The organism is Rhizobium sp. L51/94, assembly GCF_019355555.1.
Taxonomy (GTDB): domain Bacteria; phylum Pseudomonadota; class Alphaproteobacteria; order Rhizobiales; family Rhizobiaceae; genus Rhizobium; species Rhizobium rhododendri.
The window spans coordinates 1552405-1569467 of record NZ_CP072141.1 but is presented as its reverse complement, the minus strand read 5'-3'; the positions used below and the strand labels follow the sequence as shown (position 1 = coordinate 1569467).

Annotated in this window: 17 protein-coding genes and 1 pseudogene; 6 read left to right on the top strand and 12 right to left on the bottom strand. The window is 61.5% G+C overall.

The annotated features are described in order from the left end of the window. Positions 1-41: 41 nt before the first annotated feature. Complete coding sequence (locus tag J5274_RS07630; protein WP_142824073.1) at positions 42-578, bottom strand: tetratricopeptide repeat protein; 537 nt, start codon at positions 576-578, stop codon at positions 42-44. Between the two features lie 157 nt (positions 579-735). Here J5274_RS07630 and J5274_RS07625 point away from each other — a divergent pair, with 157 nt between their 5' ends. From J5274_RS07625 to J5274_RS07610, 4 genes and pseudogenes are all read left to right on the top strand, one after another. Next, positions 736-1830 (top strand): type III polyketide synthase, encoded by a 1095-nt coding sequence (locus J5274_RS07625; protein WP_257625665.1) that lies wholly within the window; start codon positions 736-738, stop codon positions 1828-1830. Next, positions 1827-2324, top strand: a complete 498-nt coding sequence (locus J5274_RS07620) for an isoprenylcysteine carboxyl methyltransferase family protein (RefSeq protein ID WP_142824455.1) — start codon at positions 1827-1829, stop codon at positions 2322-2324. Before J5274_RS07625 ends, J5274_RS07620 begins: the two co-directional genes overlap by 4 nt. An 87-nt stretch (positions 2325-2411) precedes the next feature. Next, positions 2412-3659 (top strand): FAD-binding oxidoreductase, encoded by a 1248-nt coding sequence (locus J5274_RS07615; protein WP_142824071.1) that lies wholly within the window; start codon positions 2412-2414, stop codon positions 3657-3659. A 133-nt stretch (positions 3660-3792) separates the two neighbouring features. Continuing rightward, positions 3793-5012 (top strand): annotated as a pseudogene (locus tag J5274_RS07610) (YeeE/YedE family protein). Between the two features lie 10 nt (positions 5013-5022). Here J5274_RS07610 and J5274_RS07605 read toward each other — a convergent pair. The 8 genes from J5274_RS07605 to J5274_RS07570 form a co-directional block, all read right to left on the bottom strand. Next, positions 5023-5547, bottom strand: coding sequence for a gluconokinase (locus tag J5274_RS07605; RefSeq protein ID WP_142824070.1), 525 nt, complete (start codon positions 5545-5547; stop codon positions 5023-5025). Positions 5548-5571: 24 nt separating this feature from the next. Next, positions 5572-6525: a peptide ABC transporter ATP-binding protein gene (locus J5274_RS07600; RefSeq protein WP_142824069.1), complete on the bottom strand. Its 954-nt coding sequence runs from the start codon at positions 6523-6525 to the stop codon at positions 5572-5574. Further along, positions 6522-7538, bottom strand: a complete 1017-nt coding sequence (locus J5274_RS07595) for an ABC transporter ATP-binding protein (protein ID WP_142824068.1) — start codon at positions 7536-7538, stop codon at positions 6522-6524. Before J5274_RS07595 ends, J5274_RS07600 begins: the two co-directional genes overlap by 4 nt. After that, entirely contained in the window at positions 7538-8428 is an 891-nt protein-coding gene (locus tag J5274_RS07590) for an ABC transporter permease subunit (protein ID WP_142824067.1), read from the bottom strand. Before J5274_RS07590 ends, J5274_RS07595 begins: the two co-directional genes overlap by 1 nt. 10 nt (positions 8429-8438) lie before the next feature. Then, positions 8439-9443, bottom strand: a complete 1005-nt coding sequence (locus J5274_RS07585; protein WP_219274900.1) for an ABC transporter permease subunit — start codon at positions 9441-9443, stop codon at positions 8439-8441. A gap of 84 nt (positions 9444-9527) precedes the next feature. Continuing rightward, positions 9528-11123, bottom strand: coding sequence for an ABC transporter substrate-binding protein (locus tag J5274_RS07580; RefSeq protein WP_142824065.1), 1596 nt, complete (start codon positions 11121-11123; stop codon positions 9528-9530). A 352-nt stretch (positions 11124-11475) separates the two neighbouring features. Further along, positions 11476-11964, bottom strand: a complete 489-nt coding sequence (rirA, locus tag J5274_RS07575; RefSeq protein ID WP_142824064.1) for an iron-responsive transcriptional regulator RirA — start codon at positions 11962-11964, stop codon at positions 11476-11478. A gap of 170 nt (positions 11965-12134) precedes the next feature. Further along, positions 12135-13631 (bottom strand): CoA-acylating methylmalonate-semialdehyde dehydrogenase, encoded by a 1497-nt coding sequence (locus tag J5274_RS07570; protein ID WP_142824063.1) that lies wholly within the window; start codon positions 13629-13631, stop codon positions 12135-12137. Between the two features lie 118 nt (positions 13632-13749). Here J5274_RS07570 and J5274_RS07565 point away from each other — a divergent pair, with 118 nt between their 5' ends. Then, positions 13750-14631 (top strand): LysR family transcriptional regulator, encoded by an 882-nt coding sequence (locus tag J5274_RS07565; RefSeq protein ID WP_142824062.1) that lies wholly within the window; start codon positions 13750-13752, stop codon positions 14629-14631. A 9-nt stretch (positions 14632-14640) separates the two neighbouring features. On the opposite strand, the gene J5274_RS07560 is transcribed toward J5274_RS07565, so the two are convergent. Both J5274_RS07560 and J5274_RS07555 read right to left on the bottom strand, forming a co-directional pair. Then, complete coding sequence (locus J5274_RS07560) at positions 14641-14796, bottom strand: hypothetical protein (protein WP_162854765.1); 156 nt, start codon at positions 14794-14796, stop codon at positions 14641-14643. 33 nt (positions 14797-14829) lie between these two features. Further along, entirely contained in the window at positions 14830-15258 is a 429-nt protein-coding gene (locus J5274_RS07555) for a DUF4174 domain-containing protein (protein ID WP_142824061.1), read from the bottom strand. Between the two features lie 181 nt (positions 15259-15439). On the opposite strand from J5274_RS07555, the gene J5274_RS07550 reads away from it, so the two are divergent. After that, positions 15440-15715, top strand: a complete 276-nt coding sequence (locus tag J5274_RS07550; protein WP_142824060.1) for a hypothetical protein — start codon at positions 15440-15442, stop codon at positions 15713-15715. A gap of 7 nt (positions 15716-15722) precedes the next feature. Here J5274_RS07550 and J5274_RS07545 read toward each other — a convergent pair whose 3' ends face one another. Then, positions 15723-17063 carry an O-antigen ligase gene (locus J5274_RS07545; protein WP_142824059.1) on the bottom strand — a complete coding sequence of 447 codons (1341 nt, stop codon included), beginning with the start codon at positions 17061-17063 and terminating at the stop codon, positions 15723-15725.

Sequence of the window (17063 nt, the reverse complement as noted above, 5' to 3'; positions counted from 1 at the left end):
CCGTTGATGGTGACCGGCGTGACGATGCCGAGAGGAGGAGATCAGATCTTGGCAGGATGCTCGATGGCCTCATGCAGGTCCTGATACTCTTCGCAGCCGGTGCCGCAGATCGACTGGATGGTGGCCAGCTGGTCCTTGGCGAGATCGACCTGACCCTTGATGACGTAGGCCTCGCCCAGATATTCGCGGACCTTGGCGTATTTCGGATCGAGCTTGACCGACTGCAGGTAGTAGGAAATGCCCTCATCAGTGCGGCCGAGCTTGCGGGTCGCATAGCCGCGATAGTTCAGCACCTCGGCGTTGTTCTGGTCCTTCACGGTATCGAGCATGGCCAGCGCTTCCTCGTAACGGCCTTCCTTGGCCAGCGCATAGGCATAGTCGGCGCGGTCTTCATCGCTGATATTGGCGCCGGACTGCTTGACGCACTTCTTTTCCTTCTTGTCGTAGACTTCGCCCTTCTTGCAGGTCGGCGGCGCGCTCTCGCTGTCGCCGGCGGCAAAGACAGGCACAGTCAGGGTGCCGAGGGTCAGGCAGGCGCCGACCGCGATTGTTGCGAAGCGAATTGCAGTGTTCGTCATGGGAAGGTCTCCTTGGCTGAATTGAACGTTGCGGCAGGAGAACACCCGAGGCCGGTGGATTATTCGACGGCTGAGCAACTATTTCCATGCATCACTCGTTTGCCTGTTCTCACGACCAAGTGATCGCCCCACATCGAATATTTCAACGTACCAAGTGTTGTCGGCAGCAGCGCGCGAACAGCGCCAAAGGAGACAGTTTTTGACAGACCAAGTTAAGCTCGTCGGACTGGCCGTTGCCACGCCCGAGCACGTCATTTTGCAGTCGGAAGCCAAGGAAATGGCCGCCCGACTGTTCTCGGATCGCTACCGCGAATTCAAGCCGCTATCGCGCGTCTTCGACAATGCCGGGATCACCAAGCGGCATTCGGCGAGACCTTTGTCATGGTTCTCCGAACCGCACGCCTGGAAAGACCGGCTCGCCGCCTATGCCGAGGTCGCCAGCGCACTTTTCGTCGAGGCAACCACAAAGGCGCTAGATCACGCTGGTCTGACGGCGGCCGATATCGACTGCATCGTCACCGTATCGTCGACCGGCTTTGCGACGCCAAGCCTCGAGGCGCGGCTGGCCGGCCAGATGGGTTTCCGCGCCGATATCGAGCGCGTTCCCGTTTTCGGGCTGGGTTGTGCTGCCGGTGTCTCGGGCTTTGGCATTGCCACGCGCATGGCCAGGGGCCGGCCCGGGGCGACCGTGCTGTTCGTCGCCATCGAACTCTGTTCGCTGTCGTTCCGGCTGGATGCCCCGACCAAGCCGAATATCATCGCCACCGCGCTGTTCGGCGACGGCGCAGCCGCCTGTATCCTGCGCGCAGGGCCCGGCGGGCTGGCCGAGGTGGAGACGACGGGCGAGCACCTATTTCCGGATACGCTCGGTATCATGGGCTGGCAGATCGACGACGCCGGCTTCGGCATCATCCTCGAGCAGTCGCTGCCGCGATTTGCCGAGGCGGAGGTGGGTCCGGCAATCGCCTCGATCCTGGCGCGCTCGGGGCTGGCACTTTCCGATATCGACCGGTTCATCTGCCATCCCGGCGGCGCCAAGGTCCTGGTCGCGCTGGAAGCGACCTTCGGACTGGAACCGGGATCGCTTGACCACGAGCGCGCCGTCATCGCCGAATATGGAAACATGTCGTCTCCGACCGTGCTTTTCGTGCTCGAACGGGCCATTGCCGCAGGCCTGCCCGAACGCTCGGCGATGGTCGCCATGGGACCGGGCTTCACGGCCAGTTGCGTCACGCTGAAGAGGGTCGCCTGATGTTGCCTGCAATTGCACTCCTGACCTTCGTCACCCTGCAGCGCCTGGCCGAACTGGTGCACGCCAAGCGCAACACCAAGGCGCTGATGGCGAGAGGCGGACGCGAGATCGGGGCGGAGCATTACCCCTATATGGTGGTCATGCACGCGGCCTGGCTGGTTGGCCTGTGGGTCTTCGGCTGGAACCAGCCCATCAACCTGTTCTGGCTGGCCGTCTTTGCCGTTCTGCAGCTGCTACGCGTCTGGATTCTTGCCACCCTTGGCGGGCGATGGACGACGCGGATCATCGTCCTGCCGAATACCCCGAGGATCGTCACGGGACCCTACCGCTTCTTCAGCCATCCGAACTATGTGATCGTCGTCGGCGAGATCGCAGCTCTGCCGCTGGCGTTCGGACTGCCGCTGTTTGCGCTCGTTTTCTCGCTGCTCAACGCGGCGATGCTGACCGTCCGCATCAAGGCCGAGAACAAGGCATTGAAGGACGCGATGCTTTAAGCTTGCACGGTCTCATTTTTTATTTGCAACGCAGCAATTCGACAGGCACTTTCCGGGTTTGAAAATGCTGACCGACCGCAGGGAATTATGACAAAAGACGCAATCGTGCTTGGCGCCGGCATTGTCGGCGTATCGACCGCAATCCACCTGCAGCGCCGCGGCCGGCAGGTGACGCTGATCGACCGCAAGCAGCCCGGCCAGGAAACGAGTTTCGGCAATGCCGGGCTGATCCAGCGCGAAGGTGTCGTTCCCTATGGTTTCCCCCAGCAGTTTGGCCTGCTGCTGAAATATGCGCTGAACAACCGCATCGATGCCCACTATCATCTGCGCGCCCTGCCCGGCCAGCTGGCATTCCTCGCGAAGTACTGGTGGAACTCCAATGCCAAGCGGCATGCATTGATCTCCCGGGCCTATGCGCCGCTGATCGAGAACTCGATCCTCGAACATGCCGACCTGATCCAGGCCTCAGACGCCGAACATCTGATCCGTAAGGATGGCTGGATGGAGATCTTTCGCACCGAGGCCAAGCGCGACGAGGAATTTGCCGAGGCCGCCAAGCTGAAGCGCGAATACGCGGTGGATTTCGAGGCGATGACCCCCGCCGACGTCGCCCGTGCCGAGCCGAACATCATGGGCCAGTTCGTCGGCGGTCTGCGATGGAAGGATCCTTGGTCGGTGCTCGACCCTGCCGGGCTCACCAACGCCTATATGCGCTATTTCGAGAGCCTCGGCGGCCGGTTCGTGCGCGGCGACGCAGCCTCGCTCGGCCAGTCGGGATCGGGCTGGCGGGTGATGACTTCGGAAGGCCCGTTGCAGGCCGACGATGCCGTGTTGGCGCTCGGTCCCTGGGCCGACACCGCGACCTACCGCCTGGGCTACAATTTTCCGCTTGGCGTCAAGCGCGGCTATCACATGCATTATGCGACCGAGGGCAATGCCGTTCTCAACAACTGGACGCTGGACAAGGAGCGCGGCTACTTTCTGGCGCCGATGAACCAGGGCATCAGGCTGACGACAGGCGCCGAATTTGCATCCCGCGATGCGCCGAAGACGCCGGTGCAGCTCGACCGCGCCGAAAAGGTCGCCCGCACAATCTTCCCGCTCGGCGAGCGGCTGGATCCTGAGCCATGGATGGGTGCCCGTCCGTGCACGCCCGACATGATGCCTGTCATCGGCAAGGCACCGCGCCATCAAGGCTTGTGGTTCGGCTTCGGTCATGCGCATCACGGTCTGACGCTTGGCCCGGTCACCGGTCGCGTTCTGGCCGAGATGATCACCGGGGAAGCGCCGTTCATCGATATTTCGGCCTATGGACCGGAGCGCTTTCGGCCCTGAGGGGCGACAATCATGTCCCCGTTGCCCGCAGTCATGGCATGCTCGTTCGCTTTTTCGCACAACTGAAGAATAGTGTTCCTCTCGCCGGGAGAGGAACAGGCGTAAAAGTGCTTCCTGCAATCAGGAGCATGTCATGTCTGTCGCCTCGCCGTCCATCAACGAGACCAAAGCCCCACTGCTGGGAGCGCCGGGGGTAGGATCGCTCGCCGCATTGGTACTGGGCACAGTGCTTCTGGGCTATTTCTACGGCCCGGCCCAAGGTGCGCTGTTCCTCGTCGGTGGAGCACTCGGCATTGCGCTCTACCACGCTGCCTTCGGTTTCACCTCCGCATGGCGGGTGTTTATCGTCGATGGGCGCGGGCGCGGACTGCGGGTGCAGATGATCCTGCTGGCGCTCGCTGTCATCCTGTTCTTTCCATTCCTTGCAAGCGGGTCGCTGTTCGGCCATGAGGTGAAGGGCTCGGTCTCGCCGGCCGGGATCGGCGTCATCGTCGGTGCCTTCATGTTCGGCATCGGCATGCAACTCGGCGGCGGCTGCGCTTCAGGCACGCTGTTTACCGCTGGCGGCGGCAATGCCCGCATGCTGGTCACCCTGTTCTTCTTTGTCGTCGGCTCGGTTCTGGGCACCGTCAACTTCGACTGGTGGTGAGCCTGCCCGCGCTTCCACCGATTTCGCTGGTACAGAGTTTCGGCGCAGTTGGCGGCATTGCGGTCTCGCTCGCCATTTTTGCAGTCATCGCCGGGCTGACGGTTCTGGTGGAAAAGCGCCGGCACGGGGCACTCGAGACCGAGGCGCCAGCCAGGCGTCACGGTCTGCAGCGCCTGCTGCGCGGTCCATGGCCGCTCGTCCTCGGTGCGGTCGCGCTGGCCCTGCTGAATTTCGCGACGCTTTCGATTGCCGGTCGTCCTTGGGGTATCACATCCGCATTCGCGCTCTGGGGCGCCAAGGGCGCAGCGCTCATCGGCATCGATCCGACCGCCTGGACCTACTGGCAGACGCCGGCCAATGCGAAAGCTCTGACGGACAGCGTCTTTGCCGATGTCACCTCGGTGATGGATTTCGGCATCATTGCCGGCGCGATGCTGGCATCGTCGCTTGCCGGGCGGTTTGCGCCGAGCCTCGACATTCCGCTGCGCTCTATCCTTGCGGCTGTCGTCGGCGGGCTTCTGCTCGGCTATGGCGCCCGCATCGCCTACGGATGCAATATCGGCGCCTATTTCTCCGGCATAGCCTCCGGCAGTCTTCACGGCTATCTCTGGGCCGTTGCCGCTTTCGCCGGCAACGTGCTCGGCGTGCGGCTCCGCCCCTACTTCTTCTTCGAGCGCAGAGTGCTGTCGCGGGCAGACGGCTGACCAGTTCTGGTCAGCCGATTGCAGCGAGACCCTTGACTGCCGCAGCGACGATGCCGTCGATGCTGTCGTCGATATCGACGGTGACCACGCCGGGTTCGCCGGTCGGCACTTCCAGCGTCGCCAACTGGCTTTCGAGCAGCGATGTCGGCATGAAGTGGCCCTTGCGCTCGCCCATGCGGGTGTTGAGCAAGGCGCGGGAGCCTTCGAGATAGACGAAGGCAAGCGCGCCGCCGGCTTCGCGCCGCAGGCGGTCGCGATAGGTGCGCTTCAGCGCCGAGCATGTCACGACGATGCCTTCGCCGCGAGCCACGGCTGCGGCGATCTCGGCACCGATCAGGTCGAGCCAGGGCCAGCGATCCTCATCCGTCAAAGGTGTGCCACGGCTCATCTTCTCGACGTTGGCAGACGGATGCAGGGCATCCCCTTCGACGAACTTGAAGACCAGCTTGCCGGCAATTGCCTCGGCAATCGAGGTCTTGCCGCTGCCGCTGACGCCCATGACGACGATAGCCCGGGGGCCGATTGGTTCACTCATTGCATGCGGTCCTGTTACTCGTGTTCAGTCCAGCGGAAAATGGCAGGCAAACCCATGCGCCGCAGCCTGGTCAAGCAGCGGCTCGTTTGTCCGACAGAGATCCTGCGCTTTCCAGCAGCGCGGATTGAAGTGGCAGCCAGTCGGCGGATTGAGCGGCGACGGCAGTTCGCCCTGAAGGCGGATGCGCGTCTTGGCGCGCTCGGGATCGGCAATCGGCGTCGCCGACAGCAGGGCTGCGGTGTAGGGATGACGCGGATGGGCAAAGACATCGGCGGCGCTACCAGTCTCGACCGGGCGGCCGAGATACATGACCATGACATCATCTGCGATGTGGCGCACAACAGACAGGCCGTGCGAGATGAAGAGATAGGCGAGCCCCATTTCCTTCTGCAGGTCCATCAGCAGGTTCAGCACCTGTGCCTGGATCGACAGATCGAGCGCAGAGACCGGCTCGTCGAGAACCAGCACCTTCGGCCGCAGCATCAGCGAGCGGGCAATTGCGATGCGCTGGCGCTGGCCGCCGGAGAACATGTGCGGATAGCGGTCGTAGTGCTCAGGCCGTAGACCGACGCGCTCCATCATCGCCTCCGCCTTGGCGCGGCGGGTGGCTGCATCTTCCGTTGTGTTGATCTTCAGCGGCTCTTCGAGGATCGCCCCGACCTTCTGGCGCGGATTGAGCGAGCCGTAGGGGTTCTGGAAAACAATCTGCACCTGGCTGCGAAGGCTGCGGTCGCCGATACGGGCCGGCTTGCCGTCGATCAGCAGTTCGCCGGCGGTCGGATCCTCGATCATCGTGACCAGGCGTGCGAGCGTCGACTTGCCGCAACCGGATTCGCCGACGACGGCCAGCGTCTTGCCGGAATAGAGGCTGAAGCTGACGCCGTTCAGCGCCTTGACGGTGGCGTCCGGCTTGAACATGCCACGATTGACGGTGTAGTAGCGGGCGAGATCGCGCCCTTCGAGAACGGCGCCGCTCATCGGACGTCTCCTGCAGATACTGCGACACGAACGCCGGGATGGTTGAGCGGAACGCCCTTGACCAGCGGATAATTGCACAGGGCATTGCCGAGATCGGCGCCCTGGCGGACGACCGCGCGATCACATTCGGCGGTCGCGAACGAACAGCGCGGCGCAAACAGACAGGCCGGCGGACGGTCGTGCTGGCCGGGAACGACACCGGCGATAGACGGCAGGCGCTGGCCGACGACGGCCCGTTCCGGAAGTGCCGACAGCAGCGCTGCGGTATAAGGATGATGCGGGTCGCGGAACAGCTCCTTGACCGGCTGCTCCTCGACCTTCTGGCCGGCGTACTGGACCTGAACGCGCTCGGCGGTTTCGGCCACCACACCCATGTCGTGGGTGATGAGTACAAGGGCCATGCCCTTTTCCTGCTGCAAGCGCACGAGCAGATCGAGGATCTGGGCCTGGATGGTGACATCGAGCGCCGTTGTCGGTTCGTCGGCAATCAGAAGCTTCGGATCGCAGGCGAGCGCCATGGCGATCATCACGCGCTGGCTCATGCCGCCCGACATCTGATGCGGGAAGTTCGACAGCCGTTCCTCCGGGGCGGGAATGCCGACCAACTGCAGCAATTCGATGGAGCGGGCGCGCCTTGCCTTGCGATCTAGACCCATGTGGACCCGCAGGGTCTCGCCGATCTGGAAGCCGACCGTGAAGCACGGATTGAGGCTGGACATCGGCTCCTGGAAGATCATCGCCATGTCCTTGCCGATGATGCTGCGGCGCTGGCGACCGGACATGCCGCGCAAGTCGTTGCCGTCAAACATCATGCGATCGGCGGTGATCTTCGCCGTCCATGGGAGCAGGCCCATGACCGCCAGCATCGCCACCGACTTGCCGGAACCAGATTCGCCGACGATCGACAGGATCTCGCCCTTGTCGCAGGTGAGCGACACGCCATCGACAGCGCGGAACACACCGGACGAGGTCTGGAATTCGACGGTCAGATTTTGGATATCGAGAAGGGACATCACGACCTCTTCAATTTTGGATCGAGGGCATCGCGAAGGCCGTCGCCCATCAGGTTGATGGCAAGCACCGTGATCAGGATGGCAAGACCCGGGAAGGTCACCACCCACCAGGCGCGCTGAATGAATTCCCGAGCCTCGGCGAGCATCGTGCCCCACTCCGGTGTCGGCGGCTGGGCGCCCATGCCGAGGAAGCCAAGCGCTGCCGCATCGAGGATCGCCGCCGAAAAGGCGAGCGTCGCCTGGACGATCAGCGGCCCGAGACAGTTCGGAAGGATGGTCTTGAACATCAGCCGCATGGTGCCGGCACCGGCCACCCGCGAGGCGATGACATATTCCTTCTCGCGCTCGGTCATGACAGAGGCACGCGCCAAGCGTACGAAATGCGGCTGGTTGACGAGCGAGATGGCGATCATCGCGTTGACGAGGCCGGGGCCGAGGACCGCCACCAGCACCAGTGCCAGCAGCAGCGACGGAAAGGCCAGGATGATGTCCATCACCCGCATGATGGCGATGTCGAGCCAGCCGCGGAAAAAGCCGGCGATCAGGCCGATGACAACGCCCGTCAGAACAGACAGCGTCACCACCACCAAGCCGATGAACAGCGAGAAGCGGGCGCCGAAGATCAGTCGCGACAGGATGTCACGGCCGACGGCATCGGTGCCGAGCACATGCGACCACTCGCCGCCCGCCATCCAGGCCGGCGGCATCAGCAGCTTCTCGCGGATCTGGTCGCTCGGGCCGTGCGGCGCTACGAATGGCGCGAAGATCGCCAGAAAGAGGACGATAAGGAACACCGCAAGTCCGATGACGGCGCCCTTGTTGCGGGAAAAATAGTACCAGAACTCCGAAAGCGCGGAGGGATGGCCGGTGTTGGTGCTGACCGAGCTCATGCAGCCTCTCCTAGTGACGAATGCAAGGGTTGATGAAACCATAGGTGACATCGACCAGCAGATTGACGAGCATGATGACGCCGGCGATTAGCAGAAGACCGCCCTGGACCACCGCATAATCGCGCTTGAAGACGGAATCGACCATCCATTTGCCGATACCGGGCCATGAGAAGATGCTCTCGGTCAGGATGGCGCCGGCCAGCAGCACGCCGATCTGCAGGCCGATGGTGGTGATGACCGGGATCATGGCGTTGCGCAGCGCATGCACACCGATGACGCGAAACGGCGTCAGGCCCTTGGAACGGGCGGTGCGGACATAGTCCTCGCCGAGCACTTCGAGCATCGCCGAACGCGTCTGGCGGGCGATGACTGCGAGCGGGATGGTGCCGAGCACGACGGTCGGCAGGATCAGATAGCTCATTGCCGACTTGAAGGCGCCGGGCTGGCCGGACAGCAGGCTGTCGATCAGCATGAAACCGGTGACCGGCTTGAAGAAGTACATGAGCGAAATGCGACCGGAAACGGGCGTCCAGTGCAGATAGCCCGAGAAGAAGATGATCAGCAGCAGGCCCCACCAGAAGATCGGCATGGAATAGCCGACCAGCGCCACGCCCATGATCGACTGGTCATACCAGGTGCCACGCTTGACGGCGGCAAACACACCGGCCGGCACGCCAAGACAGATTGCCAGGAGAATGGCGCAGAGCGACAGTTCGAGCGTTGCTGGAAACAGCGTCAGGAACTCGCTGAGCACCGAACGCTTGGTGACGATCGAGGTGCCGAAGTCTCCGTGCAGCAAGTTGCCGAGATAGGAGAAATACTGGATGTACATCGGCCGGTCGAAGCCGAGATCGTGCATGATCTGGGCATGACGGACATCGGACATGACCCGTTCGCCGGACATCAGCATGACGGGATCGCCGGGGAGAAGCCGGATGAAGGAGAACGCGATCAGCGAGACCCCGAGGAAAGTGGGGATCAGAATGGCGATGCGTCCGAGGAGAAAGCGCAGCATGGCGTATATATCCAAAAAATTCACCGGCGATCAGGAGACCTGACCGCCGGATGAAGCCCGGGAACCGGATTTTAGGGTACTATCTTATTCAGCGATATCCACGCCGTCAAAGCGGTGAATGCCGAGCGGGTCCATGAAGTAACCCGTAACCTTCTTGCTGATCGGCGCAAAGGCGATGGAGTGGTCGAGCGTATTCCATGGGGCTTCGCGCTTGAAGACGACCTGCGCCTCTTCGTACAGCTTGGTGCGTTCGGCCTGATCGGAGGTCTGCTTGGCAGCCTTCACCAGCTTGTCGAACTCCTTGTTGCACCACTGAGCGCGATTGTTGCCGCCGACGGCTTCGCAGCCGAGCAGCGTGTCGAGGAAGTTGTCCGGATCGCCATTGTCGCCCGTCCAGCCGAGGATGGCGGCGCCATCACGGGCCTTGTCCTTCGACAGCTTCAGGTATTCGGCCCATTCGTAGGAGACGATTTCGACGGTGACGCCGATCTTGGCAAGATCCGACTGCATCAGTTCAGCTGCACGACGGGCGTTCAGCATGTAGGGACGCGAGACGGGCATGGCCCAGATCTTCATCTTCAGGTCTTTGATGCCTGCAGCCTCGAGGGCCTTCTTGGCAGCTTCCGGATCGTACTTGTCGTCCTTTACGGCGTCGTTGTACGACCACATTGTCGGCGGGATCGGGTTCTTGGCAACGGCAGCAGCACCCTGGAATACGGCGTCGACGATGGCCTGCTTGTTGACGGCCATGTTGAGCGCGCGGCGCACTTCAGGCTTGTCGAACGGGGCAACCATCGTGTTGTAGGCGAGGAACGAGACGTTCAGGCCAGGCTGCTCGAGCACGTTGAGGTTAGGGTCCTTCTTCAGATCAGCCACGTCGGCGGCGTTCGGGTAAGGCATGATATGGCATTCGCCGGCCTTCATCTTCTGGGCGCGAACGGCAGCATCCGTGGTGATGGCGAAGACGAGATCGTCGATCTTTTCCTTGCCATGCCAATAGGTGTCGTTGGCCTTGTAGCGAATGACGGCGTCGGGCTGGTAGGCGACGAAGGTGAACGGACCAGTGCCAAGCGGCTGCTGGTTCAACATTGGCATCTTGCCGTCAGCCTGCAGCTTGTCGGCATATTCCTTCGACAGGATCGATGCGAAGTCCATCGCAAGGTCGGCGAGGAACGGCGCTTCGGGCTTGTTCAGCACGAACTTGACGGTGTGGTCATCGACCTTGTCGATCGACTTGACCAGATCGGGGAAGCCCATGCCGGCGGAATATTCCCAGGATGCGCCTTCGACGTACTTGTTCCAGGGATTGTCAGACTTCAGCTGGCGATTGAACGAGAAAATCACGTCGTCGGCGGTCAGCTCGCGGGTCGGGGTGAAGAAATCCGTGGTCTGGAACTTGACGCCCGGGCGCAGCTTGAAGGTGTATTCCTTGCCATCGGGAGAAATCGTCCAGCTCTCGGCAAGACCCGGCTCGATCTCGGTGCCGCCATGCTTGAACTCGACCAGGCGATTGTAAACCGTCCGCGACGACGCATCGAAGGTCTGACCGCCGGTGTAGAGGCCAGGGTCGAAGCCCTCTGGCGATGCTTCCGAGCAGTATACCAGGGTTTTAGACCAGGCGGACGTTGCCATGACCGAAGCCAGGGCCGTCGCTGCCAAGAGAACAGAGATCTTTTTCATGGTGCCGTTTCCCAAATTTGTTCTTATTCGAAGTTGTGTGTTTGCGGCCATGCAATCCGCAGAGCGTGGCGATGGAACGACATTTGTGAGGCGAAAGCAACATGTCAAAGGCAAAAATTTTCCGGATGGTCAAGTTTAGCAGATGTTTTATTCGCGCCTTCTGCAGACACAACAAAATCTGACTAGTTGCTTTAGACAGGCCGAACAGGCGATTCCGAATTGAAGCGGGCTAAAGTACTTCCAACCAGGCCAAGAACGATGCGCCAGCACGGACTTGTCACAGCCCAACCTAGCCGCATCCGCGATGGCGGAGGCGCTGTCATATCAAACGACGGAGCGACGGAGGAGAGCTTCAGGCTGCCGGGGCGGCGATGGCGATGCGCTTGTTCAGGGCATTGTGATCGCGATCGGTGATGCCGAGCAGGAAGTTGATCTGCGGACGGGCCTTGACGAGATCGTCGATCGAATAATCTGCCAGCACGTCGAAAAAGGCATTGAGCGCCTTGCGCAACGCCGAGTTCAAGCCGCAGCTATCGACCAACGGGCATTCGACAGCGCCGTCCTCGAAGCATTCGGCCATTGCAAAACTATCCTCGGTGACCTTGACGACATCGAAGAGGCTGATCTTGTCGGCAGCACGACCGAGACGCACGCCGCCATTTCGGCCACGCACGGTGTCGATGAGGCCGGCCTTGGTCAACGGCTGCAGGATCTTGAAGAGGAAAAGCTCGGAAACGCCATAGGCCTTGGCGATCTCAGGAATACGGCTGAGGTAGCCCTCGTTGGCAGCGCAGTACATCAGCATGCGAACCGCGTAGTTGGTCTGTTTGGTCAAACGCATGCCAGTCTCCTGAATCAAAGCCTCAGCCAAGTATATAGGACCAACGGTAGTTTTGAACAATTCCAAAAGATGAAATTTTCGTTCACGTTTACTCGTTTTCATCACAGGCTCTCAACGTCAACGGGCTCCCTTGAGGGGAGCCCGTCGATAAGTCGATCACTTGAAGACTTTTACTTCATCGTCGGCATGACGAATTCGGCACCGTCCTTGATGCCGGATGGCCAGCGGGCGGTGATCGTCTTGGTCTTGGTCCAGAACTTGATCGAGTCCGAGCCGTGCTGGTTGAGGTCACCGAAGCTCGATGCCTTCCAGCCGCCGAAGGAGTGGTAGGCAAGCGGCACAGGGATCGGCACGTTGATGCCGATCATGCCGATGTTGATGCGCGAGGCGAAGTCGCGGGCGGCATCGCCGTCGCGGGTATAGATGGCGACGCCGTTGCCGTATTCGTGCTTCATCGGCAGTTCGAGCGCTTCTTCATAGTTCTTGGCGCGAACGACGGAGAGAACAGGTCCGAAGATTTCGGTCTTGTAGATGTCCATGTCCGGCGTAACGTTGTCGAACAGGCAGCCGCCGACGAAATAGCCGTCTTCATAGCCCTGCAGCTTGAAGCCGCGGCCATCGACCACGAGCTTGGCGCCCTCTTCCACACCGCGATCGATCAGGCCGGTGACGCGGGCCTGGGCTTCCTTGGTGACGAGCGGGCCGAGATCGGCCTTTTCATCTGTGTAGGGGCCGATGCGCAGGGCTTCGACCATCGGCGTCAGCTTGGCGATAAGACGGTTGGCGGTTTCCTCGCCAACCGGGACGGCGACCGAGATCGCCATGCAGCGCTCTCCGGCCGAGCCGTAGCCGGCGCCCATCAGGGCGTTCGCAGCCTGGTCGAGATCGGCGTCGGGCATGATGATCATGTGGTTCTTGGCGCCGCCGAAGCACTGCGCCCGCTTGCCGTTCATCGCCGCCGTGCCGTAGACATAGCGGGCAATCGGCGTGGAGCCGACGAAAGAGATGGCGCCGATATCGGGATCGGTGAGGATGGCGTCGACCGCGCCCTTGTCACCGTTGACGACGTTGAGGATGCCGGCCGGCAGACCGGCTTCGATCATCAGTTCGGCCAGACGCATTGGCACGGACGGATCGCGCTCCGAGGGCTTCAGGATGAAGGCGTTGCCACAAGCGATGGCAGGAGCAAACATCCACATCGGGATCATTGCCGGGAAATTGAACGGCGTGATGCCGGCGCCGATGCCGACAGCCTGGCGCATGGAATACATGTCGATGGCCGGACCTGCGCCCTCGGTGAACTCGCCCTTCTGCAGGTGCGGGATGCCGCAGACGAACTCGCAGACTTCCAGGCCACGAATGATGTCGCCCTTGGAATCCTCGATGGTCTTGCCGTGTTCGCGCGACAGCAGCTCGGCCAGTTCGTCCATGTGCTTGTTGAGCAGTTCGACAAACTTGAAGAAGACGCGGGCGCGGCGCTGCGGGTTGGTGGCGGCCCATTTCGGCTGGGCTGCCTTGGCGTTGGCAACGGCGGCGCGCATCTCCTCGACGCTTGCCAGCGCGACGGTCGCCTGGATTTCGCCGGTGGCCGGATTGAAGATATTGCTGGTGCGGCCGCTGGTGCCGGCTACGGCCTTGCCGCCGATGAAATGACCGATCTCGCGCATGGTGCCTCCTACCCTGGTTTCTCTCAGTTTTACGATGGCCGACATTCGCACTTCAATTTGCACAAATCAATGTGCTGCTATAATCAACCGTTGTGCATAAATAGACATAAGGTCGATCATGGACTGGGACGACGTTCGCATGTTTCTCGCCGTCGCCCGGACCGGGCAGATCCTCGCCGCGTCTAAACGGCTCGGCGTCAACCACGCAACGCTCAGCCGCCGGGTGACGACGCTCGAGCAGCGGCTGAAGACGCGGCTGCTGGTGCGCCGGACCAACGGTTGCGAACTGACGGCCGAGGGTGAAATCTTCCTGCATGCTGCGGAAAGGATGGAGGCCGAGATGCTGCGCGCGCAGGCGAGCGTCGGGCACCTCGACAGCACGGTAGCCGGAACGGTGCGTATCGGCGCACCTGACGGCTTCGGCGTATCGTTCCTCGCACCGAGGCTCGGCAAGCTGATCGCCCGGCATCCGGAATTGCGCATCCAGCTGGTCCCCGTGCCGCGCTCGTTCTCGCTCTCGCAGCGTGAAGCCGACATCGCCATCACGCTGGAGCGACCTGAGCAAGGGCGCCTGATATCGGCGAAACTCACCGACTATTCGCTCGGCCTCTATGCCTCGCAGGCCTATCTTGACCGCGCCGGAGTGCCAGGCAGCGTGGACGCCCTGAAATCGCATCTCCGGATCGGCTATGTCGAGGATCTGATTTTCACCGCGTCCCTCGCCTTCACCAACGAGGTGATGCGAAATTGGGATGCGTCATTCGAAATCTCGACAGCTATCGGCCAGACCGAAGCGGTGCGTTCTGGTGCAGGGGTGGGTATCCTCCACGACTATATTGCCCGCCAATATCCGGAATTGATCCAGATCCTGCCGGACGCCAGCATACGCCGGGCCTACTGGACGACCTATCACGAGTCCGCACGCGACCTGATACGCGTCCGGACCGTCGTCGACTATCTTCAGGAACTGGTCACCGACGAAAGAGGCATGTTTCTCTGAGGGGCAGGATCACACCTGCATCGGCGGCTCGTCGTTCTCGTCCGGATTGGGCAGCGGCACCTCGTCCGGCAGGGTGTCGGGCTCTGGCTCGCCGATAGGCGGGACAGGCGTCCATCCCGGGGCCGGCATCGGGGGCTGTTCTTCGGGCTTCAGGGGCTGAGACATTGGTGCTCCTTTCAAAGGTTTGCGGATTGGAAATCAGCGGTCTTGCTGGCGGGTGGTCTCTGCGGCGCGCATCGGCATTCCGTCGATGATCTCGAACAGTTCCTCGCAGGCAACCGGCTCGACCGCACGCAATTTGACGCTGCCGTCCTTGCCGATCAGGATCGCGGCGAAGATGCCGGCTTCAGGCGCTTCCAGTTCTTCCCGGAGACGGTCCGCATCCAACGGGCCGGCATCACCGAAAACCGCATCCGCGTTGTGTTGCGTCACTTTCAGAACGACCAGATCACGTTCCTGCAGTCCCTCCCTGTCGGAGAGCAGCAGGTTTTCCTGCCGGCTGCAGCGCGCGTTGTCGGTGTCCGTAAAAATCACCAGCACACGGCTTTTCCACTGGTAGATATCGAGGCTTGATACGGCGGTGGAACCATCGACTTTTGTGGCGCCGTAGAGAAGTGTCTTGTTCATGTAAATCTCCCGTCATCCATTCAACGGAAATCGGTCGGAGCGGTTCCATGACAAATCCGCAACCTTGCCCGCGACTGAACGTATCGGCGACCGGCAAGAGAAGCGATAACTCCATGTACCGCTGCAGAACGACTGGATCGGTCACTTCGTCTTTGCTAGCGTATAGACGGGGAGCGGCGGCATGCATTCGAAGATAACATTCACGGACGTGGCAAACGACCCCTGCGCCATCATTGCGCGCTCCACCTGCGGGACAGCGATGTTTTTCGCGTCCTATGCTTTTCTCGCTTGTGCCGATGTCAGCACACTGAAGGCGTTCTGGTTGTCACTCTGCCTCGGCATGGTCGGATGCTTCATTCCTGGCCACAAACCGGACCCTCGGTTTTTGCTCCCGCTTGCCATGATCGCCCTCCCCGCAGCCCGTCTTGCCACACATGCGGTGGGCGGCTGGGCTTGAGGAAGACTTAAGTGCCAGCTCGCTCCAGGACGATGCCTTCGCGCGCCTCGCTGGCGCTGGCACGGATCCTGAGATTACAGGCCAACGCGAACGTGAAACTCAGCATGATGATGGTTTCACCAATTGCCAGCCGATTGTTGGAGTTGCTGAGAAGCGTGATGGCAAAGAATATCTGCACGAGAAGGTAGCCATGGAAGGCCGCCGGGGGAACGAGGCCGAGCTTTGCGGCACGTTGGACCTGAAGCAGCATGACAACAGCCATGAAAGCCAGAAATACGCTACCAACCGCGCCATACCGCACGAGAATTTCCAGATATCCGTTGTGCATGGCGTTGTAGTCGACCGACGTATAGTGGGTCTTGTGCCAGCGCGGTTCCCAGGCGTTTCCGAGGCCGAACAGCGGCGCACTGGCAACAAGTTCCCAGGCGTTCGACCAGAGTTGCAGTCGTTCGTCCATGGCCCTTGGCGTCGTCGCATCATCGATACGGGCCGCCACGGCCTTGCCGATCGGCTCTCCGGCAGCGATGTCCTGATAGAGCCCCGTGGTCGCCATGAAGGTCGGTCCGGCAGTTTTCTCCAGATTGCCCCAGACGAAGTAACCGCCGGCTGCGAGCAACAGCACGAAGCAGCCGATGAAGGCGAGTCCGGCCTTCGAGCGAAACCAGCCGACGATGGACAGGAGCAGCAAGGGGCCGGAGAAGCCGAGCGCCAGCCAGACGCCCTTGGATTTTGCCCCGTAGATGCAGAAGATGCAGAGCATGGCGACAAGCGGCGCGACGATGCTGGCATAGGTCCTCAACTGCCTTGAGACCGTCGGGCATTTGCGACAATGGATAAACCAGAAGCAGGCGGAGATCAGGATGACGCCGCAGCATACCGCTCCGTGGATCTGATTGTGCTGGATCAGCGGCCGCACGGTTTCACCGGCCATGATCGCCCGGTAACGGGTGGTGAACAGCAGGGTGGCAAGGGCAACGCCGAAATAGGTGGCGATCACCTTCTGCATTTGCTGCCAGCCGATGAACATCGCAAAGCCGAGGCTCGGGAACGCCAGCGGCATCGCATACATCAGTTCGCCATCCCCCTGGGGATGGCCCGCTCCCAGAAGATATTGCAGCAGGAAGCGGCCGAGCGCGTAACTGCCCCATCCGACGCAGAGCCATGCCGGCAAACCGACAGCCGGTCTTTCTGCCATTGCGAGATAGCGATACAGGCCGTAGGCGAAAAGAAGAATGCCGCTGTAGCGATAAGCGTCGTTTTCGATCAGCGTCGCGGATGCGGTTACAACCCATAGCAGGACGACAAGCCATTCCGACGCGTTTCGCTTCAGCGCTTCAGATCCCGGCAA

Coding starts and splice junctions, on each gene's coding strand:
- J5274_RS07630 (WP_142824073.1), bottom strand. CDS start 578: ATGACGAACACTGCAATTCGCTTCGCAACAATCGCGGTCGGCGCCTGC.
- J5274_RS07615 (WP_142824071.1), top strand. CDS start 2,412: ATGACAAAAGACGCAATCGTGCTTGGCGCCGGCATTGTCGGCGTATCG.
- J5274_RS07605 (WP_142824070.1), bottom strand. CDS start 5,547: ATGAGTGAACCAATCGGCCCCCGGGCTATCGTCGTCATGGGCGTCAGC.
- J5274_RS07600 (WP_142824069.1), bottom strand. CDS start 6,525: ATGAGCGGCGCCGTTCTCGAAGGGCGCGATCTCGCCCGCTACTACACC.
- J5274_RS07595 (WP_142824068.1), bottom strand. CDS start 7,538: ATGTCCCTTCTCGATATCCAAAATCTGACCGTCGAATTCCAGACCTCG.
- J5274_RS07590 (WP_142824067.1), bottom strand. CDS start 8,428: ATGAGCTCGGTCAGCACCAACACCGGCCATCCCTCCGCGCTTTCGGAG.
- J5274_RS07585 (WP_219274900.1), bottom strand. CDS start 9,443: ATGCTGCGCTTTCTCCTCGGACGCATCGCCATTCTGATCCCCACTTTC.
- J5274_RS07580 (WP_142824065.1), bottom strand. CDS start 11,123: ATGAAAAAGATCTCTGTTCTCTTGGCAGCGACGGCCCTGGCTTCGGTC.
- rirA (WP_142824064.1), bottom strand. CDS start 11,964: ATGCGTTTGACCAAACAGACCAACTACGCGGTTCGCATGCTGATGTAC.
- J5274_RS07570 (WP_142824063.1), bottom strand. CDS start 13,631: ATGCGCGAGATCGGTCATTTCATCGGCGGCAAGGCCGTAGCCGGCACC.
- J5274_RS07565 (WP_142824062.1), top strand. CDS start 13,750: ATGGACTGGGACGACGTTCGCATGTTTCTCGCCGTCGCCCGGACCGGG.
- J5274_RS07560 (WP_162854765.1), bottom strand. CDS start 14,796: ATGTCTCAGCCCCTGAAGCCCGAAGAACAGCCCCCGATGCCGGCCCCG.
- J5274_RS07555 (WP_142824061.1), bottom strand. CDS start 15,258: ATGAACAAGACACTTCTCTACGGCGCCACAAAAGTCGATGGTTCCACC.
- J5274_RS07550 (WP_142824060.1), top strand. CDS start 15,440: ATGCATTCGAAGATAACATTCACGGACGTGGCAAACGACCCCTGCGCC.